This window comes from Streptomyces sp. NPDC001980, assembly GCF_040296885.1.
In the GTDB taxonomy this organism is placed as follows: Bacteria; Actinomycetota; Actinomycetes; order Streptomycetales; family Streptomycetaceae; genus Streptomyces.
This window is the reverse complement of sequence record NZ_JBEOYD010000011.1, coordinates 97420-120270: the sequence shown is the minus strand read 5'-3', so window position 1 is coordinate 120270 and position 22851 is coordinate 97420. Positions and strand designations below refer to the sequence as shown.

Annotated in this window: 15 protein-coding genes; 1 reads left to right on the top strand and 14 read right to left on the bottom strand. The window is 72.5% G+C overall.

All coding sequences use genetic code 11. The features are described from left to right. Positions 1-18 precede the first annotated feature (18 nt). From ABT137_RS19135 to ABT137_RS19100, 8 genes are all read right to left on the bottom strand, one after another. A complete protein-coding gene (locus tag ABT137_RS19135) occupies positions 19-687 on the bottom strand; it encodes an NUDIX domain-containing protein (protein ID WP_351710263.1) in 669 nt (222 codons plus the stop codon). Between the two features lie 190 nt (positions 688-877). Next, positions 878-2695, bottom strand: a complete 1818-nt coding sequence (locus ABT137_RS19130; protein ID WP_351710261.1) for an ABC transporter ATP-binding protein — start codon at positions 2693-2695, stop codon at positions 878-880. 208 nt (positions 2696-2903) lie between these two features. After that, positions 2904-4124, bottom strand: a complete 1221-nt coding sequence (locus ABT137_RS19125) for an ROK family transcriptional regulator (RefSeq protein ID WP_351710258.1) — start codon at positions 4122-4124, stop codon at positions 2904-2906. Positions 4125-4238: 114 nt separating this feature from the next. After that, positions 4239-7346: an alpha-mannosidase gene (locus ABT137_RS19120; RefSeq protein ID WP_351710255.1), complete on the bottom strand. Its 3108-nt coding sequence runs from the start codon at positions 7344-7346 to the stop codon at positions 4239-4241. Next, on the bottom strand, positions 7339-9324 hold the full coding sequence (locus ABT137_RS19115) for a DUF2264 domain-containing protein (RefSeq protein ID WP_351710252.1): 1986 nt from the start codon (positions 9322-9324) through the stop codon (positions 7339-7341). The genes ABT137_RS19120 and ABT137_RS19115 overlap by 8 nt, the downstream gene beginning before the upstream one ends. Further along, entirely contained in the window at positions 9321-10976 is a 1656-nt protein-coding gene (locus ABT137_RS19110; RefSeq protein ID WP_351710249.1) for a type 2 periplasmic-binding domain-containing protein, read from the bottom strand. Before ABT137_RS19110 ends, ABT137_RS19115 begins: the two co-directional genes overlap by 4 nt. A gap of 8 nt (positions 10977-10984) precedes the next feature. Then, the gene (locus tag ABT137_RS19105) at positions 10985-11926 is read right to left on the bottom strand and encodes a carbohydrate ABC transporter permease (RefSeq protein WP_351710246.1); all 942 of its coding nucleotides are present in this window, start codon (positions 11924-11926) and stop codon (positions 10985-10987) included. After that, a complete protein-coding gene (locus ABT137_RS19100) occupies positions 11923-12900 on the bottom strand; it encodes an ABC transporter permease (protein WP_351710243.1) in 978 nt (325 codons plus the stop codon). Before ABT137_RS19100 ends, ABT137_RS19105 begins: the two co-directional genes overlap by 4 nt. 413 nt (positions 12901-13313) lie before the next feature. Between ABT137_RS19100 and ABT137_RS19095 the strand changes: the two genes are divergently transcribed. Continuing rightward, entirely contained in the window at positions 13314-14234 is a 921-nt protein-coding gene (locus ABT137_RS19095; protein ID WP_351710240.1) for an NADP-dependent oxidoreductase, read from the top strand. 34 nt (positions 14235-14268) lie between these two features. On the opposite strand, the gene ABT137_RS19090 is transcribed toward ABT137_RS19095, so the two are convergent. From ABT137_RS19090 to ABT137_RS19065, 6 genes are all read right to left on the bottom strand, one after another. Further along, positions 14269-15267 carry a hydroxyacid dehydrogenase gene (locus tag ABT137_RS19090; protein ID WP_351710238.1) on the bottom strand — a complete coding sequence of 333 codons (999 nt, stop codon included), beginning with the start codon at positions 15265-15267 and terminating at the stop codon, positions 14269-14271. 98 nt (positions 15268-15365) lie between these two features. Beyond that, a complete protein-coding gene (locus ABT137_RS19085; protein ID WP_351710236.1) occupies positions 15366-18386 on the bottom strand; it encodes an alpha-mannosidase in 3021 nt (1006 codons plus the stop codon). Positions 18387-18611: 225 nt separating this feature from the next. After that, entirely contained in the window at positions 18612-18782 is a 171-nt protein-coding gene (locus ABT137_RS19080) for a hypothetical protein (protein ID WP_351710233.1), read from the bottom strand. Positions 18783-18989: 207 nt separating this feature from the next. Further along, positions 18990-20813, bottom strand: coding sequence for a glycosyl hydrolase family 28-related protein (locus tag ABT137_RS19075; protein WP_351710230.1), 1824 nt, complete (start codon positions 20811-20813; stop codon positions 18990-18992). 394 nt (positions 20814-21207) lie between these two features. Beyond that, entirely contained in the window at positions 21208-22209 is a 1002-nt protein-coding gene (locus tag ABT137_RS19070; RefSeq protein WP_351710227.1) for a sugar kinase, read from the bottom strand. Next, complete coding sequence (locus tag ABT137_RS19065) at positions 22206-22841, bottom strand: bifunctional 4-hydroxy-2-oxoglutarate aldolase/2-dehydro-3-deoxy-phosphogluconate aldolase (RefSeq protein WP_351710224.1); 636 nt, start codon at positions 22839-22841, stop codon at positions 22206-22208. Before ABT137_RS19065 ends, ABT137_RS19070 begins: the two co-directional genes overlap by 4 nt. Positions 22842-22851 lie beyond the last annotated feature (10 nt).

Genomic DNA, 22851 nt, shown 5'->3' with positions numbered 1-22851 from the left:
CTTGAAGTGCGCACGAAGTCAAGGGCGCCCGGCGAACGGTCCGTCCAGGGCCGCCCACTGCAGCAGCATGATCGTCTTGGCGTCGGCGATCTCGCCGGTCCGGATCATCTCCAGGGCCCGGCGGAAGGGGAGTTCGAGGATCTCGATGTCCTCGCCCTCCTCGTCCAGGCCGCCGCCCTCGTGCGTGCGGGTCGAGGGGCCGTAGGCGGCCGCGTAGAAGGAGATCCGCTCCGTGACCGAACCCGGGCTCATGTAGACGTCGAAGACGTGCTCGACCTCGCCGACGGTGTGGCCGGTCTCCTCGACGACCTCGCGGCGGACCGCGTGCTCGGGATGCTCGGCCTCGTCGTCCAGGAGGCCCGCCGGGGTCTCGACCAGCATGCCGTCGGGGTGGCCGTTGACGTACGCCGGGAACCGGAACTGACGGGTGAGCAGGACGGTTTCGCGCTCGGCGTCGTAGAGGAGGAGCGTGGCGCCGTTGCCGCGGTCGTGGGTCTCGCGTTCCTCGGTGTGCCAGGTGCCGTCGGCGTGCTGGAGGTCGAAGGTGGTGGCCCGCTCGACGTACCAGTGACTGGACAGGAGCTTCACCTCCCGGACCTTCACGCGCGGGTTGCCGGTCAGATCCAGACCGGTCCGGTCGAGGCCGGTGCGGCCCCGGCGGTCGGGGGTGTCGATGCCGGCGGTCATCGCAGTCCCGCCGGGCGGGCGAGGGCGTTCAGGTGGCTCATGGTCACCTGTCTACCACCCGCCCGCGGCAGCGCCCCCGAAGGGGCGCTGGGGGTACCCCCAGCCGAAGGCTGGGAGAGGAACTGCGCGACCAGCCACGACGGTGCCGCAGCCAACCGACAACGCACCCCCGGTCCCTCCAGCGAAGCGCCTAGTGCACTTCGGCCGGCCGAGGTCCCTCGTCCAGGAACCCGCCCGACTGGTGCTGCCACAGCTTGGCGTAGGCACCCTCCGCGGCGAGCAGTTCGTGGTGCGTGCCCTGCTCGACGATCCGGCCGCGGTCGAGGACCACCAGCCGGTCCATGGAGGCGACCGTGCTCAGGCGGTGCGCCACCACCAGTGCCGTGCGGCCCTCCATGAGCCGCCACAGCGCCTCCTGGACGAGGATCTCGCTCTCGGAGTCCAACGCGCTGGTCGCCTCGTCCAGGAGCAGGATCGGGGCGTCCCTGAGGATCGCCCGGGCCAGGGCGACCCGCTGGCGCTGGCCGCCGGAGAGCTTGACGCCTCGCTCCCCCACCATGGTCCCGAACCCGTCCGGCAGCGCGTCGGCGAACTCCGTGACGTGCGCGGCCTCGGCGGCCAGCCGGATCTCGGCGTCGGTGGCGTCCGGCCGGGCGAAGGCGATGTTGTCCCGCAGGGTGCGGTGGAACATCGCCGGGTCCTGCGGGACGTAGGCGATCTGGCTGCGCAGGTCGGCCTGGCGCAGCCGGCTGATGTCCTGGCCACCGATCATGATCCGGCCGGCGTCGATGTCGGTCATCCGCAGCAGCAGCCGGGTCAGCGTGGTCTTGCCGCCGCCCGACCGGCCGACGAACCCGAACTTCGACCCGCTGGGCACGTCCAGCTCCAGCCCCTCGAACAGCGGTTTGGCGCCCGCGTGGGTGAAGGAGACCTTCTCGAAGCGGACGTCGGCGGCCCGGGGCGCGAGCGGCTCCGGGGCCGGGGGGTCGATGACGGTCGGCGGTTCAAGGAGCAACTCGGTGAACTGGGCAGCCTCCGTCATGGAGCTTTCCATGCGCCGGTAGATCTGGTTGAACTCGAACATGATCCGGGTCGCGTTGGTGTAATAGGTGAAGGCGACCACGACCGCCTCCACGCTGTGCCCGCCGCCCGCCAGCGCCACCGCGAGCAGCAGGCCCACCGCGTTGGTCGCCACGGACATCGGCGCGACGAACGTGTCGATGCGCAGGTTGCCGTAGTCCCAGGAGCGCAGGGTGCGCCGCCTCGACTCGGCGACCCTCGACCGGTGTTCGGCGGCCTCCCGCCTCTCGGCGGCGAACGCCCGGACCGTGTCCATGTTCATCAGGCTGTCGGCGACATGCCCGGACACCCGGGCGATCGCCTCCTCGCGCTGGTCGACGAGCCGCTGGCGGCGGCGGATCAGCGGGAACACGCACCCCGCCGTCACCGCGATCATCGCGAGGAGCGCGACGACGAGCAGCGGCTGGTACCGCCACAGCACCACCGAACCGAACGCCAGCGGCACGAAGCTGCCGACGATGTTGAAGGTCAGCGTGTCGCCGAACTCCTCGAAGCGGGTGGCGAAGCTCAGCACCCGCTTGGTGAGCGATCCCGCGAAGTTGTCGTGGAAGAACGCGGCGTCCTTCGCGAACAGTTCGTCCATGCCGATGACGTACAAGTGCTCGATGCCGAGGGCGTCCATACGGTTCAGGCAGTGCAGACCCACCCGCCAGAACACCTCCGCCAGCAGCAGGACACCGGCGAAGCCGAGGACGTACGGCAGTGTGGCGCCGAAGCCCAGGCCGTGGCCGTCGGCGATCCGGCCGATCAGCTTGGCCACGACCAGCGGGGCCACGTAGTTGATTCCGATGTTGCCGAGCGCCGGCAGCAGCAACCCGGGCAGCGTGAACCGCTTGAGCCGGGCCAGCTCCCGTCCGTAGTAGCGAAGGGCGAGCAGCACCGCGCCCTTGCGTGGTCCCGTCGCAGGTAAATCGACAGAGGATGTCATCTCAACCCTGTGTAGTCGTCGCACGGCATGCCGAGTCGGCCGCCGCATGGTCCGCGGCGGCCTGGAATCGGCAGGTCAGGTAAGGGAAGTGTCCCGCGACGACGGTCGCTCGGTCCACGTGTTTTTTCGTCGGCGACTACGGAGCGAACACGCTCTCGACCGGGGGGCCGCAGCCGGGTGCTCCGGTACGGCCCCGTCGGGTCGGGTCTCAGCCCAGCAGCAGTGACCTGGGCTGGGCGGAGAGCGCCTGGTCGAGGACGAGGGAGGCCGCGCCCACGGCGGCGACGTTCTCGCCGAGGGTGGTGGAGACGACCACCGTGGGGTGGGTCGGCTTCACGAACGGGGAGCGGGCGACCATGGGTTCGATGACGGGCAGCAGCCGGTCGGCGAGCAGCTTCCAGGTCGGTCCGCCGAACACGATGGTGTCGATGTCCAGGAGGGTCGCCGCCGCGCAGACGCCCCGGCCGATCCGGATCGCGAGACGCTCGATGATGCCGTCCGCCTGTGAGTCGCCCGCGGCGGCGAGTTCCACGAGCCGTTCCAGACCGCGCTGGGCGTCGGCCGGGTTCGTCACCGTGTACTCGGCGCCGAGCACGCCCAGGGCGACGCCCTCCTCGACGAGCGTCTTCGTCGAGGAGGCGGCGCCGAGGCCGCCGACCTCGCCCGCGTTCCCGGAGACCCCGCGCAGCACGGTGTCCTCCACCACCAGGCCCATGCCGGATCCGGTGCCGAGGTAGAAGAAGAGCAGGTTGCGGCTGTCGGTGGCCGCTCCGGTCCAGCGCTCGGCGACGACGGCGGCCGTGACGTCCTTGTCGAGCAGTGCCGGGAACCCGGTCGCCTCGCTGAGCCTGTCGCGCAGCGGGTAGCGGCCCCAGCCGGGCAGCTCGGGCGGGTCCACGACCCAGCCGGCGGCCGCGTCGATGGGGCCGGGGGCGGCGATGCCGAGGCCGAGGACCCGCTCCCGGTCGGCGCCCGACTCGGCGACGATCGCGGAGACCGAGGCCGCCATGTCCGCGGCGATGGCGTCGGTGTCGCCGCCGCTCGGTGTCACCACGCTGCGCTGGGCCACCACGGTGCCGAGCAGGTCGACCAGGACGCAGGTGATGACCGCGGGGTCGAGGTGCACCCCGACCGCGTACCGGGCCGCGGGGACGATCTCGAGCAGCGTGCGGGGCTTTCCGCTGCCGGTGCTCTGCTTGCCCGACTCCCGGGCGACGCCCCCGTCGAGCAGCCGGCGCGTGATGTTCGAGACGGTCTGCGCGGACAGCCCGGTGGCCTGGGCGAGTTCCACCCGGCTCAGGCCCGTGGGGTGCCGGCGGATGGCGTCCAGGATCACGGACTCGTTGAAGTCGCCGAGGCGCGGCAGGTTGGTACCGCGCCGGATGGTGGGCTGCCCGGTGCTCGCCGTGCTCCCCGTCGTGCTGGTCAACGTGCTTCTCCCTGCCTCGGCCGGCGGCGCCCCGCGCCCGCCCCTCCGACGCATTCGGTTGGTGGAATGTTAGGGCACGGCCCCGCGGACACGAATGCTCTGTGCGCGTACACGTCAGACTCCTGTCGGGGATCCGCCGGCCGGGCGCAGCCGCAGGGTCCGGATCTGGAACGGCCGGAACCCGAGGTCGACGGCGGCTTCGCCGGAGACCTGGGGCAGTTCCTGTTCCGGCCGCTCCAGCAGGTCGCAGTCGTGGACGGCGGCGGTCGCGAAGCCCGCCGTGAGGCGGGCCCGGACCGCTCCCCCGCAGGCCTCGTACAGGCGCACGACGACGTCGCCGCTGCGGTCGTCGGCGAGCTTGACCGACTCCACCACGACATCGGTGGTGTCCAGGGCGACCAGCGCCCGGGCCGCGGCCGGCGCGGGCCGCAGCGGCAGGTTCAGGGCGTAGCCGCCGGCCACGGCCTCCTCGACGCCGGCGCCGGCGCCGGTGAGCAGCGCGTAGCCGAAGCTGTGCCGGCCGCGGTCGGCCTGCGGGTCGGGGCTGTGCGGGGCCCGCAGGAGGGAGAGCCGGAGGGTGGTGGTCGTACCCCCGTCGTCGCGGGTGTCGCGGCGGACGTCGTGCCCGTACGTGGAGTCGGTGAGCAGGGCGGCGCCCCAGTGTCGTTCGCCCACGTGCACCCAGCGGTGCGCCCACAGTTCGAAGCGGGCCGCGTCCCAGCTGGTGTTCTCGTGGGTGGGCCGCCGGACGTGCCCGAACTGGATCTCGGCGCTCTCCTGGTCCGCGTGCACGTCCAGCGGCCAGGCCGCCTTGAGCACGGTGTCCCGCTCCTGCCAGTCGATGTCGTTGCGGACGGTCACCTGACGGCTCTCGGCGGCCACCTCGATGTGCTGCACGAACCGCGAGGAGCCGTGCGCGCGCTCGACCCGGACCGACGCGAGCAGCGGCCCCGCGTCCACGAGTGTCACCGACTCGGCCTCGTCCAGGTCGCGCACGGTGTCCCGGTAGTAGGGGTCGAGGTTCCACGCCGACCACAGGTTGGGGTCGTCCGGGTGGAGCTGGAGGAGGTTGCCGGCGGCTCCGGGGGCGATCGCCTCGCGCCGCGCCGCCTGGTCGTACACCGAGGTGAGGAGGCCACGGCTGTCGACGACGACGGTCAGCACCCCGTTGCCGAGGACGAAGCCGCCGTCGCGCGCGGTGGCGGTGACCGATCCGTGGTGCTCGTCGACCGTGGAGCCGGAGGCGAGCGCGCCGGCCTCGGCGAGGACGGCGGTACGGCCGTCCGACAGCCGCTGGCCACCGGGGAATTCGGGGACCACGGCGACCTCGCGGCGCGGGTACGGCCCGGCGTTGAGGAGGGCCGGCGGGCCGGGCAGGAAGGCCACGGCCTCGGCGATCAGCGTCTCCAGCTCCGCGTGGATCTCCGCGTACTCCCGTTCCGCCTGCCGGTGCACCCAGGCGATGGAGGAGCCGGGGAGGATGTCGTGGAACTGGTTGAGCAGCACCCGCCGCCACAGCGACTCCAGCCGCTCGTACGGGTACGGCGCCCCGGCCCGGACGGCGGCGGTGGCGGCCCACAGCTCGGCCTCGCGCAGCAGCGCCTCGCTGCGGCGGTTGCCGCGCTTGGTGCGGGCCTGGCTGGTGTAGGTGCCGCGATGGTTCTCCAGGTACAACTCGCCGCGCCACACGGGAAGCTGGTCCTTGTACTCGGCGCGGGCCGCGTCGAAGAACGTGTCCGGCGACTCGATGACGACCTTCGGGGAGCCTTCCAGGTCGCGCAGCCGGCGGGCCTTCTCCAGCATCGAGCGGGTGGGACCGCCCCCGCCGTCGCCGTGGCCGAACGGGGCCAGCGACCGGGTGGCCACCCCCTTGTCGGCGAAGTTGCGTTCGGCGTGGGCGAGTTCGCCCGCCGTGAGGGAGGCGACGTAGCTGTCCACGGGCGGGAAGTGGGTGAAGATCCGGGTGCCGTCGATGCCCTCCCAGGCGAAGGTGTGGTGCGGCAGCCTGTTCGTCTCGTTCCAGGAGAGCTTCTGGGTGAGGAACCACCGGGCTCCGGCGAGCCTGGCGAGCTGCGGATAGGCGGCGGTGTAACCGAAGGAGTCGGGCAGCCACACGCCGTTCTGCTCGACGCCGAACTCCTCCGCGAAGAAGCGCCGCCCGTACACGAGTTGGCGGGCGAGTGCCTCGCCGCCGGGCAGATTGCCGTCCGCCTCCACCCACATGCCGCCGACCGGCACCCAGTTCCCGTCGGCCGCGGCCTTCTTCATCCGGGCGAAGATCTCCGGGCGCTGCTCCTTCATCCACGCGTACTGCTGCGCCGAGGAGCAGGCGAAGACCAGCTCGGGGTACTCCTGCGCGAGCGTGGTCATGTTGGTGAAGGTGCGGGCGCACTTGCGCACGGTCTCGCGCACCGGCCACAGCCACGCCGAGTCGATGTGGGCGTGACCGACGGCGGCGACGGTGTGCGCGGAGGCGTGCGCGGGCCGGGACAGCACCTCGGCCAGCCGCTCCCGGGCCGCGGCTGCCGTCCTCGCCACGTCCGCCGGGTCGACGGCGTCGGCGGCCCGGCGCAGCGCGTGCAGGATCTCGTGCCGCCGGCTGGATCCGGCCGGCAGTTCGTGCATCAGCTCGTCGAGGACCTCGATGTCGTGGACGAGGTGCCACACCTCGTCCTCGCGCACCGCGATCTCGGCCTGGACGAGCCGGTAGAGGGGTGCGGTGCCCGCGGTGTCGGGCGAGCCGTAGTGGACGCCCACGCTCGCGCTGGCGACGATCGGCGGGTTGGCGGCCAGTTCGACCAGCAGATCGACCCGGTCGCCGCCGGTGGCGGAGCCGGCCAGGAGCACGGTCCGGTTGTACGGGTGCAGGCCCTGGATCGGCGCCCCCTGGGCGTCGTGGACCAGGCCCTCCGCCTGACCGCCGGGTCCCTTGGTCAGGTCGAAGTCCAGGTCGAAGACGGCCTCGACGCGCCGGCCCGCCCACTCCGCGGGGATCTCCGCGCTCGCCCGCAGCCAGGTCGTCGCCCAGGGGCCGCCCCAGGCGGAGCCGAGCGTGAAGGGTGCGTAGTCGGCGCGCAGCGCGTCGGCGACGGGGACCGGTTCGCCGTCCACGAACCAGGCGCTCAGCTCGAAGGGGCGTACGGCGCTGTAGAGGGCGGGGCGGACGACCCGGTCCAGCAGTTTGCGGATTCGGGTCTCGGTGATCCGGCGGTCGTCATGCACGGTGCTGGTCCTTCCGTACGTCGTGCTCGGGGTGGGGCAGCCGGAGGGTGTCCCGGGTGCCGTCCGGCCAGATCACGTCCGCGAGCAGGGTGGTGCCCTCGGCGCGGGCGGTGACCTGGGGCAGGGCGGTGGGGTCGGTGCCGCCGAGGTGGATCAGGGCGATGTGCAGGGTGCCGTGGGCGACGGGCCCCGCGGTCTCCGCGAAGGGGGTGGCGGACGGGGAGCCGAGCGCGTTGCTGTCGACGCCGACGGCCACGGCGGCCCGCGGCAGGCCCCGTTCGCCCACGACGAGCGAGACCAGCCCGTCGTCGCCGGCGACCCGGGCGGCGGCGCCGACGGCCTCGGCGGCCGCGCCGTGGTCGTCGCCGGTGCTCCTGGTGGGGCCGCCGTCCGCCCGGCCGGCCAGGGCCCAACCGCCGACGCGCAGCACGTGCCCGTCGCCGGGGTCGCCGTCGACGCGTACGGCCCGTACCTCGACCGGACCGCGCAGCGCGGACCCCACGGTGATCCAGGGTCCCGGGGTGTAGCGGGTGTCGGGGCCGCCGAACGGGTCCCAGGTCGCGTCCACGGGCCAGTGCGCGCGGGAGCGGGAGACGGCCGTGGCTCCGTCGAGGGACACCCTGGTCGCCGGGCGCCGGTGCGAGGCGCGGCCCGCGGCGTCCAGCAGCACGACCGCGTTGTCGAGCGGGTCGGCGGCCGCGCTCCCGCCGGGGACGGTGGGGTCACCGGGGGTCTCGGGCGCGGTGTGCGTCGAGTAGGCGAACCGCGCGTAGCAGGGGTCGTCCGCGTGCGGGCGGGACGGGTCGGCGTGGTCGCCGCCGTGGTTGACGACGCGTACGACACCGTCGGCGGCGGTACCGGAGACCAGCCAGCCGGGGGCGGCCAGGGGGCGCGTGAAGTCCCCTTGTTCCACGGCGAGTTGGTGCTCCGGCTCGGTCCACACCGGGTGGTCGGGCGGCAGCAGCAGACCGATGAAGCCCTTCGCCGCCCAGTACGGGGAGGCGGGGCCGGAGTACACCTGGAGGATGCCGCGGAACGGGCGTCGCCAGCCGAGGGTGAGCAGGCCGTCGGCGTCGGTGCCGAAGTGGTCGAGCATGCGGTTGGCGAGGGCCCGGGTCTCCCCCGGCGCCAGCGGGGTGGCGTCGAACAGGGCGCCGGTCCACAGCGGGGCGAGCGCCGCGTGCCGGTAGGTGAGCGAGCGGCCCTGGATCAGCGGCGAGCCGTTGGCGCCGATCAGCAGGCGCTGGTCTTCCAGGAAGCGGTGCAGCCGGGCCCGGTAGCGGTCGAGGAGTCCGGCGGGCGCGGCGGCGCCGAGGATGCGGCAGAACCACAGCGGGTAGAGGTGCATGGCCCAGCCGTTGTAGTGGTCGAAGTTGCGCCGCTCGCCGCCCGTGAGGCCGTCGGAGTACCAGCCGTCGCCCGCGTACCAGCCGTCGGTGAGCGCGATGACCCGGTCCAGGTCCTGCCGGCGCCACTCTCCGCCGACCGTGCGGGCGAAGGCCTCGGTGACGCCCTGGAACCAGATCCAGTTGTTGCCGGGCATGGCGTCGCCGACCATCGGGGCGAGCCAGTCGAGGATCCGCTGTCTGACCCGGTCGTCGAGGCGGTCCCAGATCCAGGGCCGGGTCTCGTGCAGGGCGAGGGCGATGGAGGCGGCCTCGACCTTGGCCTGGTTGCGCTCGGCGAAGGTGGGCCAGCGGTCCGGGTGGTCCGGGTCGGTGCCGGCGGCCAGGCCGGCCGCGTACCAGCCGGCCAGGTCGTGCGGGTCGGCCCCGCCCGCCCCCGCCAGCCGGAGACCGGCCAGCAGGAACGTACGGGCGAACCCCTCCAGGCCGTCGCTGAGCGTGCCGTTGGCGCTGGGCACTCCGGGGAGCCGGACCAGCGCGTGGTCCTCGGTGGCGTACGGCCGGACGGCGAGCAGCATCCGGTCCGCGGTCGACTCCCAGTGGGCGCGGTCCTCGGCTGGTGTGCGGTTCATGAGTTCCGGGTCTCCCATGCCTGTTCGAACTCGGCGCGGATCTGATCGCCGGCCTCCGTGCGCCAGTTCTTCATCGCGTCGTCCCACGCCTTGAGCGGGAGCCGGCCCTGCATGATGCCCTTGCGGGTGTCGTCCAGGAGCGTGCCGAACAGCTTGGACTTCTTGGAGTCCGTCGGCGAGTACAGCGGCTCGGCGGGGTTGGGGATCAGCACCTCGACGGCTTCCTTCTGGAAGGCGTACTGCTCGTGCACGATGTCCGGCCTGGCCGGGTAGTACAGCGTGAACGGCGCGTCCGTCGCGAAGATGGTGGGCAGGGTGGCCTCGGCCTGGCCCTGCGGGGTGAGGACCGGGTCGGTGCCCTTCAGGGTGTGGTCCGGGCCGCGGACCCCGTACTTGCGCAGCAGGTAGGCGTCCGTGCCGAAGGGGGCCGCGAGGGCGTTCATGGCGCGCAGGATCTGCTGGATACGGGACTTGGGCGCCTTCTTGACGATGAGCGTGGCGTAGTTGGCGGAGCCCTGCCACTGACCGCCCGCGCCGCCGTCGTAGCCGGGCGCCATCATGTAGCCGAGCTCGAAGCCCCCCGTGGCCGGGGCGTAGTTGGTGTAGTAGTCGTTCCACGCGGCGGGCGCGTCGGGGTTCATGACGGTCTGTCCGCCGCCGAACCAGTCCTTGGCCTTGTTGAGCACGCTGTACGAGTCGGGATGCATGTACCCGGCCTTGGTGAGCCGGCGGACGGCGTCCAGCGCCTGCTTGGCCTCGTCGGTCTCGTAGTACCAGGTGAACCTGCCGTTCTCCTCACGCCAGTTGTTGGGGGCCTTCAGCATCTGCATGACGAGGTTCCAGGCGGTGATGCTGTCGCCCAGGGCGTACTGGTTGCGCTTCGGGTCCGTGACGTCCTTGCACAGCTGGACGAACTCGGTCCAGTTCTTCGGGTTCGGGTCGAGCCCGCGCTTCCTGATCAGGTCGAGCCGGGTGTAGGTGGGGCCGCCGGAGAGCGGGCGGGGCATCGGCAGCGCGTAGATGCCGCCGTTGCGCACGCAGGGCGCCCAGGAGGCGGTGGGGATGTTGGCGAGGTAGGGGTAGTCGCGGATGCTGTCGCCGGACAGGTGCGGGGTGAGGTCCTCGAAGAGGGTGTCCAGCATGTCCGGGGTGGCCGCGGAGTTCTGGTCCGGCCGTAGCATCAGCATCGCGTCGGGCAGGTCGCCGGCCGCGATGGTCACGGCGAACTTGGCCGGGTAGTCGCCGACCGGGGTGATCCCGAAGTTGAGGTCGCAGCCGACGCTTCTGTTCAGGTTCTGCCACAGGACGTTGCGCCCCTCGGGCGGCGGTACCGGGTTGAAGATCAGCGTCATGATGTCGATGGCGGGGCCCTTGGCGGGCGGCCCGTCCGGGAAGGCCCTGACGGGGTCGGCCGGATAGTTCAGGTAGCCGGGTGCGACGCCGTCGGCGGTGGCCGGCATGGACGTCGCCACGCCCTTGAACGGAAGGTAGGTCGGCAGCCGGGCCTGGGCGTTGGCCTCCCGGGCGGTGGCCGGGCGGTAGTCCCCGCAGCCGGCCAGGGTCAGCCCCGCCGTGACACCGGCGGCGGAGGCGAGAAATCCACGCCGGCTCAGGGATCCGCGGTTCCTGGGGGTGTTCACGGGCGTGTTCACGGGGGTGTTCATCCCTTCACCGCCCCGACCATCACGCCCTTGTTCATGTGCCGCTGCAGGAAGGGGTAGATGACCACGATGGGCACGATCGACAGAACCAGGATCGCCGCCTGCAGCGACTGGGTCGGCGGCAGCGGCGCGCCGGCCGCGACGTCCACCTGACCGCCGCTGAGCGCCGCGTTGTTGACGACGTAGGTGCGCAGCACCATCTGCATGGGCCACTTCGAGGCGTCGTTCATGTACAGCAGGGCGTTGAAGAAGGCGTTCCAGTACGTCACCGCGTAGAACAGGCCGATGACGGCGACGGACGCCTTGGACAGCGGCAGGACCAGCCTGGTGAGGATCTTCCACTCGGAGGCGCCGTCGATGCGGGCCGCGTCGATGAGTTCGCCGGGCAGGCTCATGAAGAAGGAGCGCAGCACGATCACGTTGAACGCGTTGATCATGGAGGGCAGGATCAGCGACCAGTAGCTGTTGATCAGCCCGAGCTGCTTGACCATCAGGTAGCTGGGGATGACACCCGGCACGAACAGCATCGACAGGAGCAGCAGGAGCAGCACGGGCTTGTGCCCGAAGGACCCGGGGCGGCTGAGGCCGTACGCCAGCATGATGGACGAGACCAGGCTGAGGGCCGTGCCGACGACGGTGACGCCGACGCTGACGAGCATGGCCTTGGAGACGATCCCGCCGTTGAGCAGCGCCCTGTAGGCGAGGACGGTGGGGTGGTGGGGCCACAGGACGTAGCCGCCCGCCTTGGTGACCTGGGCGGAGTCCGCGAGCGAGGTCGAGACGATCGCCACGAACGGCAGGACCACCAGGACCACGCAGATCAGCAGGATCAGCGACTTGGCGGTGCGCCAGGGCAGGGTGCCCGGGGTCTCCCCCGGGATGGCGCTGTAGGCGCGGCGCGGTCCGCGGCGCACGGGACGGGTCGGCGACAGCGTTGTCATGACCGGTAGACACCTTCTTCCCCGAACAGGTGGGCGATCTTGTTGGCGCCCAGCACGAGCACCACGCCGACCAGGCCCTTGACCAGTCCGACGGCGGCGCTGACCCCCCAGTCGCCGGCGATCAGGCCGTGGTTGTAGACGTAGGTGTCCAGCACCTCGCTGTTGTCCAGGCCGACGCCGGTCTGCTGGAGCAGGATCTGCTCGAAGCCGACGGACAGCGCGTCGCCGAGCCGGAGGATCAGCAGCAGGATCACCAGGCCGCGCAGGGCCGGCAGGGTGACGTGCCAGGTCTGCCGAAAACGGCTGGCGCCGTCCATGGCGGCCGCCTCGTAGAGGTTGTTGTCGACCCGGGAGAGGGCGGCGAGGAAGAGGATCGTGCCCCAGCCGGTGTCCTTCCAGATGACCTGGGAGGTGAGCAGCGTCTTGAACAGGTCGGGGTTGCCGATGATGTTCCAGGTGCCCATGGAGTGGGCCTGGAGGAACAGGTTGAGCATGCCGCTGCCGCCCAGCAGTTGCTGGAACAGGGAGACGACGACCACCCAGGACAGGAAGTGCGGCAGGTACAGGACGTTCTGCACCCACTTCTTGACGCGTTCGCTGACCAGGCTGTTGAGGGCGAGCGCCAGGAGGATCGGCGCGGGGAAGACGAACACGACCTGGATCAGGGTGAGTTCGAGGGTGTTGACCAGCGCGTGCAGGAACTGCTCGTCACCGTTGAACAGCACGTCGAAGTTCTTCAGCCCGCTCCACGGGCTGTGCATGATGCCGATGTACGGCTGGTAGTCCTGGAACGCGATGATGTTGCCGAGCAGCGGGATGTAGTGGAACAGCAGCAGGACCACGAGACCCGGTATCACGAACCAGAACAGGCTCAGGTCGCGGCGGCGTCCCGGTCGCCTCGGCCTCGGGCGGTCCCTGCCCGGTGGCCCGCCCTCCTCGGCCGGACGAGCGACCGGTTGGTGCAGAGTTGTCATGACGAGGGAGCCCTTTCGCCGAGAGACGTGAGACGGGCGTGTTCCGGCCACCCCGGACCGGCACGAGTATGTAAATCCAATCGATGGGCTAACGTCAATGCTTCCGGCGGGTAAATTCGTGGGCGGGCTTGCGGCTTACGGGAGGAGCGGGGGCGGCCGGCGGGATGACCGCCGGTGCGCGGGGCGCGCGGAACGTGGGGCGAAGTGGCCCGCGCCGCAGGGCGGAAAGTGGCCCAGGGTTCCGGGCCGGTTCCGGCATAGAGTCGAGAGCGTGACGACAGCAGCGCCCGCCGCTCACCCCGGCCCGCCGCCGTCTGCGGTGGCAGGGCCGGGCGCCAGGCGCTGAGATGGGTCACGACGGGCGTGGCTTGTCCGTCGCCCCGACTCCCCCCACCTCCCCAGAGGAACCCCTCATGCGAGCCATCACCGTCAAGGACCGCGACGCCGGAGTCGGCGGCCTGGCCCTCACCGAGCTGCCGCATCCGCACGCCGCCGAGAACGACGTGATCGTGCGCGTGCACGCCGCCGGGTTCACGCCCGGCGAGCTGACCTGGCCCGCCACCTGGACCGACCGGGCCGGCCGCGACCGCACGCCGAGCGTGCCCGGTCACGAGCTGTCCGGCGTGGTCACCGCGCTGGGCTACGGGACCACCGGACTGACCGTCGGCCAGCGGGTGTTCGGGCTCGCCGACTGGGCCCGCGACGGCACACTCGCCGAGTACACCGCCGTCGAGGCCCGCAACCTCGCCCCGCTCCCGGCCGACGTCGACCACGTCACGGCCGCCGCCCTGCCGGTCTCCGGGCTCACCGCCTGGCAGGGGCTGTTCGACCACGGCCGCCTGACCACCGGGCAGACCGTGCTGATCCACGGTGCCGCGGGCGGTGTCGGCTCGGTCGCCGTACAGCTGGCCCGGGAGGCGGGCGCGCGGGTGATCGGCACCGGCCGGGCGGCCGACCGCGACCTCGCCGGCGACCTGGGCGTGGACACCTTCGTGGACCTCCAGGCCGAGCGGCTGGAGGACATCGGCGAGGTCGACGTGGTGTTCGACGTGATCGGCGGCGAGATCCTCGACCGCTCCACGGCGCTGGTCCGCCCCGGCGGCACGCTGGTCACCATCGCCCGTCCGGTCACCGTGCACCCCGCGGACGGGCGGGCGGTCTTCTTCGTCGTCGAACCCGACCGCGCACGCCTCGCCGACCTCGCCGCACGGGTGCGGGACGGGCGCCTCGCGCCGATCGTCGGCGCGGTCCTGCCGCTGGCCGAGGCGATCGCCGCGTTCACCCCGGACAAGCGCACGCCCGGCCGGACGATCGTCCGGGTGGCGGAGGACTGAGAGCGTCACGGCGGCCACGCTCGGAACGGCCCGGTCAGGCCAGTCGGTGCAGCGCCTCCCGGGTCACCTCCCCGAGCAGTGGCTCGCCGGCCGCCCAGCGCTCGACCTCCGCGACCGCGTACCGGCCCAGCCGGCCCACCTCGCTGCCCTGGGCGCCGGCGATGTGCGGGGTGACCAGCACGTTGGGCAGGGACAGCAGGGGGTGGCCCGGCGGCAGCGGTTCGGGGTCCGTCACGTCGAGGTACGCCTCCAGCCGGCCGGACGCGCACTCGCGGGTCAGCGCCTCCGTGTCGACGATGGCGCCGCGGGCCGTGTTGACGAGCACGCCGCCGTCCGGGATCAGGCCGAGCATCCCGGCGTCCAGCAGACCGGTCGTCTCCGGCAGCAGCGGCGCGTGCACGCTCACCACCGCCGAGCGGCGGCACAGTTCGGCCAGTCCGACCCGCTCCGCGCCCAGCCGGCGCGCCTGTTCGTCGGTGACGTACGGGTCGCTCAGCAGCAGCCGGTGGCCCGCGTCGGACCGGCGCAGCCCGGCCAGCACCGCGCGCCCGATGCGGGAGGCGCCGACGATGCCCACCGTGCTGCCGTCGGCGCCGGTACGGCTCTCGAAGGCCGGCCACCCGGCGCCGTAGCCGGCCGCCATGGTCAGCGTGCGCCGGGCGGCGAGCGTGACAAGGGCCAGGGTGTAGGCGGCGACGGGACCGGCGTTGGCGTCGGCCGCCGACGACACCACGATGCCGCGCTCCCAGACCGCGTCGGTCACCAGCCCCTTGACGGTGCCGGCGGCGTGCACCACGGCCCGCAGCCGGGGTGCCTTCGCCAGTACGTCCGCGGTCAGGCGCGGGCAGCCCCAGCCGCTGATCAGCACCTCCGCCTCGGCGAACGCGGCGGGGAACACCGCCCCCACCGGGCCGGGGGCGAGCCGGACGTGCCCGGCGAGCCGGTCACGCAGCTCCGCGGGGAGCACCTGGCCGGCGACGACGGGGTCCATGACGGACACGGCCGTGGGCCGGTCGGACGGGGGGACTGTCATGGTGCTGGGTCCTCTTTCGGTCCGTACGGAAACGGAAGCGGATACGGATGCGGCACCGGGCCCGGCGGACGCGCCGGGCCCAGTGCCGCACCGTCAGGTCACGCGCGCGGCAGCCGCAGCGTCACCAGCTGGAACGGCCGCAGGGCGAGGACGACCGCGCCGTCCGCCGTGGCGGGCGGCTCGGTGTCCGTGAGCGGGCGCTCCAGCAGGTCCGTGCGGACGGCCCGGTCCGCCGCGAAGCCGCTGCTGCGGACGGTGGCGCGGGCCCGGCCTCCGTGCGCTTCGTACAGCCGGACCACGAGGTCGCCGCTGCGGTCGTCGGCCAGCTTCACAGCGCTGACGACGACGGCCTCGTTGTCCACGGTCACCAGCGGCGTCACCTCGGCGGCGGCTCCGGTGACCCGGCGCTCGGGGAGGTTGGCCCGGTAGCCCTCACGGACGGCGTCGCCGACGGTCGCGCCGGGCACCAGGGCGTGGTGGAAGCGGTGCACTCCCTGGTCGGTCTCCGGGTCCGGGTAGCGGGGCGCGCGCAGCAGTGACGCCCGTACGGTGGTGGTCGTGCCCCCGTCGGTGCGTACGGCGCGGGTCACGTCGTGACCGTAGGTCGCGTCGTTGACGACGGCGACGCCCCAGCCCGGTTCGTCGAGGTGCACGAAGCGGTGGTTGCAGGCCTCGAACTTGGCCCATTCCCAGCTGGTGTTCTGGTGGGTGGGCCGGTGGACGTGCCCGAACTGGGTCTCGGAGGCGTACCGGTCGGCCTTGACGTCGAGCGGGAAGGCGAGCTTCAGGAAGCGCTCGGTCTCGTGCCAGTCCACCTCGGTGTCGATGTCGAGGCGTTTGGCGTCCGCGGGGACCGACAGCAGCTGGGTGACGCGGGAGCCGCCGAAGACCCGCTCGACGCGCACCGCACCGCCCTGGACCTCCAGTGCGGTCACTTCGGTGAGGTCGCTGCCGACGTTGCGGTAGAAGGCGTCCACGTCCCACGCGTCCCACTGGTTGGGGAAGTCGGGGTGCAGCTGGAGCAGGTTGGCGGCCTGTCCGGGTGCGATCGCCTCCCGGTCCGCGGCCCTGTCGTACGCCGAGACCACCAGTCCCCGGCCGTCGATCTCGACCCGCAGCAGGTGGTTGTCGAGCACGTAGCCGCCGCCCTCGCGCGGGACGGGGGTCGCGGTACCGCCCCGGACGGCCTGCGCCGAGGCGCTCCCGGCCGGGACTCCGCGGCGGGCGTGCGGAGCGGAGTTGAAGACCAGCTCCCGGGTCCCCTCCCCCGCCAGGGCCCGCTGCGCCGCGCCGATCACGTCCTCCAGTTCCCCGGCCAGCCGTGCGTAGGTCTCGCGGGCCTCGCGGTGCACCCAGGCGATGGACGAGCCGGGCAGGATGTCGTGGAACTGGTGGAGCAGGACCGTCTTCCAGATCCGGTCCAACTGCTCGTAGGGGTAGGGGAACCCGGTCCGTACCGCGGCCGTCGCGGCCCACAGCTCGGCCTCGCGCAGCAGGTGTTCGCTGCGCCGGTTGCCGCGCTTGGTCTGCGCCTGGCTGGTGAGGGTGGCGCGGTGCAGTTCGAGGTAGAGCTCGCCGACCCAGACGGGCGGGTCGGGGTATTCGGCCTCGGCCTTGGCGAAGAAGTCGGCGGGCGCCTCCCACTCGACGGTGGCCGAGCCCTCCAGGCTGCGCAGCCGGGCCGCCTTGGCGACCATCTCCCGGGTGGTGCCGCCGCCTCCGTCGCCGTAACCGGTCGGCGCGAGGGAGCGGGTGGCGACGCCCTTCTCCTTGAAGTTGCGCGCCGCGTGCGCGATCTGACGTCCCGTCATCTCGCAGTTGTAGGAGTCGACGGGCGGGAAGTGGGTGAAGATGCGGGTGCCGTCGATGCCCTCCCACTGGAAGGTGTGGTGCGGGAAGCTGTTGGTCCGGCTCCACGAGATCTTCTGGGTGAGGAGGCGGGTCGAGCCCGCCGCCCTGATGATCTGCGGCAGGCCCGCCGCGAAGCCGAAGGTGTCGGGCAGCCACGCCTCGTCGTTCTCGATGCCGAACTCGTCGAGGAAGAACCGCTTGCCGTGCACGAACTGACGGGCCATCGCCTCCGAACCCGGCATGTTGGTGTCCGACTCGACCCACATCCCGCCGGCCGGCACGAACCGCCCGTCCGCGACCGCCTTCTTCACCTTCGCCCACACCTCGGGCCGGTGCTCCTTGATCCAGGCGAACTGCTGGGCCTGGGACATGGTGAAGACGAACTCGGGCTCCTCCGCCAGGAGGGCCGTCATGTTGGACGCCGTACGGGCCACCTTGCGGACCGTCTCGCGCAGCGGCCACAGCCACGCCGAGTCGATGTGCGCGTGCCCGACGGCGCTGATGCGGTGCGCGGCCGGGGCGGCGGGGGCGGCGAGGACCTCGGCGAGACACGAACGGGCCCGGGCGGCCGTGCCGTTCACGTCCTGGAGGTCGACGGCGTCGAGCGCCCGGCCGACCGCGCGCAGGATCTCCCAGCGGCGTGCCCCGTCGACGGGCAGCTCCGCCATGAGCTCGCCGAGGACCTCCAGGTCCATGACCAGGTTCCACACGGTCTCGTCGAAGACGGCCAGCCGCATCTCGCCCAGCACGTACTGCGGCGCGTCGCCTGCGGTCGCCCGGTCGCCCATCGGGGTGGGCCGGAACGGCACGCCGCTCGCGTCGAGGTCGGGGTTGGAGGCGGCCTCGATGCGCCAGTGGACCTGCTCCCCGCCGGCCACCGGCGAGCCGACGCGGACGTACGCGTTGCGGGGGTGCAGGCCCTTCACCGGGGTGCCGTCGGGCAGGTGGACGAGGCCCTCGCACTGGAAACCCGGGGTGCGCGGGGTGAAGCCGAGGTCGAGGACGGCCTCGACGGTACGGCCGGCCCACTCGGCGGGGACGGTGCCGGTGACCTTGAACCAACTGGTTCCCCACGGCGTGCCCCACGGGGTGCCCGGGGCGATGGGGCGGGTCGGGGCGGCCAGCCCCTCGGCCACCGGGACGGGTTCGTCCGGGGTGGACCAGATCTCCACGCTCAGCGGTGTGGTGACGGGGTGGACGGCGGGACGGATGCGTTCCCTGAGGACGCGTTCCAGACGTGCCTCGACCAGGTTCCGGTCGTCGTGCATGAAGGGGGTCTCCTGTTGCGGGGTGAGGGTCGGTGGAGCGGCGCGGGGCGTTCGCAGGTGCTGGTCACCGGGAGGGCGCGGCCCTGGTCCGCCGCGTCCGTGAGGGTGAGCATGACGTCCAGGACATGGGCGGCTAGTTCGGCCGACGCCCGGTGCGGGCGCCCCTGCGCGAGGGCCTCGGCGAGATCGGCGAGGCCGATGCCGCGGCCGGCGTCCCGGTGGGCTTCAGGGGCTCGCCCACAGCGGTCCCCTTTCGGCCGCCGTGTGTACGTCGGGCACGTCGAAGTCGTCGGGCGGGAAGGTGGTGGCGAAGCCGTCGCCGATCGTCACGGGCTGATGCCCGTCCCGACCGCCGCGGACGACGGGCGCCCGCCGGATGTCGGTGGTCAAGGTCATCGCACGCTCCCATCGGCGCCGCGTGGTTGCGGGCGGCGGTCGGTGTTGAAAGGGCGGGTCGGACGGGGGGCGATGTGAACCTATGAACGCCTCCCTGGTTTGTCAATACGTTTTACGAACCCTGTTCGGGGGCCCGCCCGCGCCGGACCGTACGCACGGCCGGGGCGTCGCCCGTGCGTACGGTCGCGGCGTCCGCGCGGGCGCCGGTCAGCCGGTGATCGAGAAGGTGGACGCCGAGTCGTTCTGGGTCGCGACCTGGCCCGGCCTCAGGTTCTGGATGGTGTTGCCGGAGAAGGTCCCGGTGCCGGTCACCCCCGAGGTGATCCAGATCCCCTGGTTGGCCGGACCGTCGATCGTGTTACCCGTCAGCGTCACGTCGACGTTCTTGCGGTCGATGTAGAGACCCGCCCGGAAGGCTCCACGCATCGTGTTGCCGGTCAGGGTGACGTTCGTGTAGGCGTCCGGATACAGCGAGGTGGCGGCCGGCGAGCTGATCCGCACCCCGTGCCGGACTCCGTTCCAACCGCCGCCGCCGATCAGGACGTTGCCGCTGACGGTGGCCGACTCCAGGGGGTGGCCGGTGTCGCCGAACACCCCGATGTCCAGGGCGCTGTTGGAGGACACGCTGTTCACCAGGTTGTCCGTCATCTCGACGTTGCGCCCGCCCGCGATCCGCAGGCCGTTGGCCCACCAGGGCGCGACGGCGGTGTTGCCGATGATCTTCGCACCGTCGACCTGGCCGTTGGTGCCGCTCGCGCCGGCGTCGGAGTAGGTCGCGAAGGAGTCGTCGCCGGTGCCCCGGGCGAAGTTGTTCTGGACCGTGATGTGGTAGCCGAGCTTGTCCGGGTTCGGCGTGTTGCTGTTGTTGATGTTGAAGCCGTCGCCGTAGGAGTCGGCGGTCCGGCTGTCCCTGACGGTGCCGTTGGAGCCGGAGAGCCAGTTGGCGTCGGTGTGCCGGGTCCAGACCCGCTCGACCAGCCAGCCGCCGGCGCCGCTGGCGTTGATGCCGTAGTCCGCGCCGCCGGAGCCGCCGACGCCCCGCCAGACGGCGTTGGTGTCGATCTGGACGTCCCGCAGCGTGGTGCCCGAGCCCACCAGGATCTGTGACCGCCAAGTGGCCGGCAGCGGCGGCTTGCGGTAGATCGTCGTGTACCACATGCCGGCGCCCTCCACCGTGACACCGGTGAGGTTCAGCGTGGTGCCGGAGAGACTGTTCGTCAGGTACTTGCCCGGCGGGATCCACACCGACTTGCCCTGTGTCCTGGCCGCGTCGACCGTGTTCTGGATGGCCGCCGTCGAATCGGTGCCGAAGTTCGGGTCCGCGCCGTAGTCCACGACGGAGAGCGAGTCGGCCGGCCGGGTCCGCGCGGCCGCGACGTTCTCCAGGTCGACGGAGTCGACGTCGTAGACGGCGGCGGTGTTCGCGGAGTCCTTGCGGAGGGTGACGGTGGCGCCCGCCGGGATGGCGGCGCCGGTGACCCAGACGGGGAACTCGTTGTAGAAGCGGTACGGCATTCCGCCCGCGTGCGGGTCGTCCGGGTTGGTGGTCGCGTCGCGGTAGTTCCAGGCCTGCCTGGAACTCAGGGTGATCGCCTGTCGGTAGCTGCCGTTCACGTACAGGTTCAGCGTCGCGTCGATGCCGCCGCCGTTCGCCGCGTCGGGGATGGACGCACGCACCACCAGGGTGTTGGCCGCCTTCCCCGAACTGTTCTTCAGCGTCACCGCGTCACCGGTGCTCTTCAGCTCGACCAGTGCGTTCCCGGAGGCCTCGGTCTCCAGGGTGGCCACGGACGGCACCGTCGCTCCCGGCTTGAGGGAGCGGACGGCCGCGCCGCCGCCGAGCGTTCCGGTCTCGGCCTCCACGGTCACGAACGGTGTCGTGGCCCCGGCGGTCGCGGCGGCCGGCCGGGCACGGGCGCCGACCGTGGCGGCGGCCCGGCCGTCGGTGCCGGGAACGACGAGCAGCGCACCGGCGGCGACGGAGGCCGTGCCGCCGAGCCAGAATGAGGGTCGTCGGAATCTTCGGAGCATGTGTCACCTCTTGACGAGAAACGGAGGCGGCGCGGGACCGACCGGTCCCACACTCCCTCGCTGTCCGAACGGGGTGCAGGACACTTGCTTCACGGCATGCGAATGGCACGTACATGCCAAAACTGACCTCGTACCGACACCGGCACCGCCACCGCCACGCAGCCGTACCGGACCATGCCGACACTGGCCCATGCCAACGCCGCAAAGACGAGGTCCGCGGAAACACCTTCGACTGCCACAGGGGTGAACGGACGAAGGAGGAATCACTTCGCCGAGCAGGCACCCCACGCCCTGGAAACGCCTTCCCGGCCGGACCGGCGAGGCCGTCCCTGGCCCACCGATCGCGCTGGCGAGTCTAGCGACGGCACCCCGATTATTCCATCGCCTTGATTAACTAACTTCGAACGGTCCCGGCGTCTTCCTCGTACCGCTGCCAGTCCGGGTCCGGGAGTTCGAGCAGCCGGGCGATGTCCGTCGCTTCGGGCAAAGGTCCGTGATCCCCCGTCACCTTGAGCGCGGAGACGGCGGTGAGGTGGCCGAGCCGGAGAGCACGGGGCAGCGTCTCCGCGCGCAGCAGCCCGGCCAGGAAGCCCGCCGCGAACGCGTCACCCGCCCCGACCGGTTCCACCACGGCCGTCCGCAGCGCGGGCACCGTGCACAAGCCGTTCGCGGTCACCGCGGTCGCGGCCCGGGCACCGTCCTTGACGACGAGGATCCGCGGCCCGGGCAGCAGGTCCCGCAGCCCGGTGACGGTCAGGTCGCCGCCCCACAGCTCCTGGGCCTCGTCGAGGCCCACGAAGACGATGTCGGCCCGGTCGGCGAGGGCGCGCAGCACCGTCGGCGCGGTGCCGTCCGGCCACAGCGCGGCACGGTGGTTGACGTCGAAGCTGACGGCGTACGGCCGGTCGGCGGCGGGCGGGGCGAGCGCCCGGGTGACCAGGGCGCGGCAGGAGGCGGAGAGGGCGGGGGTGATGCCGGTGAGGTGCAACAGGGCGGCCGAGCCCAGCGGTTCGCCGTCGAGCAGGCCGGGGCCGAGGGCCGAGGCCGCCGAGCCGGTGCGGTAGTAGTGGACGCGGGTTCCGGCCGGTCCCGGGTTCTTGAGGAGGAGGCCGGTGGGCCGGTGCGGGTCGGTGCGCACATGCGTCACGTCGACCCCGGCGGCGGCGACCGCGGCGCGCACCCGGCGGCCCAGCGGATCGTCGCCGACGGCCGAGAGCCAGTGGGCCGGGACGCCGTGGTCCGCGAGGTACATGGCCACGTTCGACTCGGCTCCCGCGACGGACAGCCGCAGTTGCCCGGCGTCCGCCAGCGGCCGGGGCGGGTCGGGGGCGAGGGCGGCCATCGTCTCGCCGAGGCAGACGACCGGTCCCGGGGCCGGACGCCAGGCGGCCGTCACGCGGGCCCCTCCTCCCGCACGGCGGCCCGGAACGCGCGGGCCCGGTCGCGCAGGGCGGTGATGCTGCCGCCGTCCGCCGCGTCCCCTACGAGGGGGGAGCCGACGCCGACCGCGGTGGCCCCGGCGGCCAGGTAGGCCCGCGCGGCCGGCACGTCGACCCCGCCGACCGGGACGAACGCCGCGTCGGGGAACGGCCCGCGCAGCGCCTTCAGATACGCCGCTCCTCCTGCCTCGGCGGCCGGGAAGAGCTTCAGGGCGGCCGCGTCACGGGCCTGCGCCGCGATCACGTCGGTGGGGGTCAGCACGCCCGCCAGGACCGGCATGCCGAGCTGCCGCGCGGTGTCGGCGCCCGCGCCGAGGCCGGGCGTGACCGCGAAGCCGGCGCCCGCACGGTGGGCGGCGTGCGCGTCGGCGGCGGTCAGCACCGTGCCGGCGCCCAGCGGCCGGCCGGGGCCCAGCTCCTTGCCGGCCCGGCTGAGGACGGTGAGCGCGTCCGTACCGCTCAGTGAGACCTCTATCAGCTCGATGCCCTCCTCGGCCAGGGTCAGCACGGTGCGCAGGGCGGCGTCCGGGTCGCCGCCGCGCACGATGGCGAGCAGACGGTGGGCGGCGAGGGCGGCTCGCAGATCCACGAGCGGGCTC